1 protein-coding gene is annotated in these 622 nt (G+C 60.0%); it reads right to left on the bottom strand.

What is annotated here, in order from left to right:
* Positions 1-8: 8 nt before the first annotated feature.
* The coding region (locus tag RNC47_RS36135; RefSeq protein ID WP_311605090.1) for a hypothetical protein at positions 9-622 on the bottom strand (614 nt) is incomplete at its 5' end.

The raw sequence follows: 622 nt of genomic DNA, 5'->3' as shown, positions 1-622 counted from the left end.
CCTTTACACTACGGAGCGTAGATGCTGTCATGGCCGGTGATGACGCGCATCAACACAAGCGGAACGATCAGCATCATGAAGAAACTCACCTGGAATACCAGGCACCATGCACCGAATCGGGCAACCTCGAACCTCCATCGTGGGATGGTCACCTCGTAATTGAGGAAACTGTCGTACTCAGCCTCCCTGACCAACGGCGCGGACTTCACAACCGTCGCCGCCGAGGCGCCTGTACCACTCAGTGATCCGCCCGATCCGACTGGGCCAGACGCCGAGGTCCTCGGCCTGGTGAACCTGGCCAGCCCGCAGAACCGCTCAATGTGGTTCAGGCCGCGCACCGGTGGCTTACCGGCCCAATAGGCAATGACGTTGGGCCAGACACACATCAGGCCGACCGTCCACACCAACGTCCACTGAGCGCCGTTGGCCCAGGTGATATGCGGCCCAAAGCCGGGATCGTAGGTCTCCCAACCCAGCCGAGTCATGACGAAACCTTCAACGAGAAGATTCCATCCGTAATTCACCGGGAAGGACAGCACCAGACAACCCTTGAGCAGACTCCACCCATAGCGCTTGACGCAGTAGTTGGCCAGCCACAGCACGATGAGGGCATGCACCGTCC

The sequence above is a fragment of the Streptomyces millisiae genome (genome assembly GCF_031845425.1).
Taxonomy (GTDB): domain Bacteria; phylum Actinomycetota; class Actinomycetes; order Streptomycetales; family Streptomycetaceae; genus Streptomyces; species Streptomyces millisiae.
Note: the sequence above shows the minus strand (reverse complement) of the source record. Positions and strands in the feature narration are given on the sequence as shown.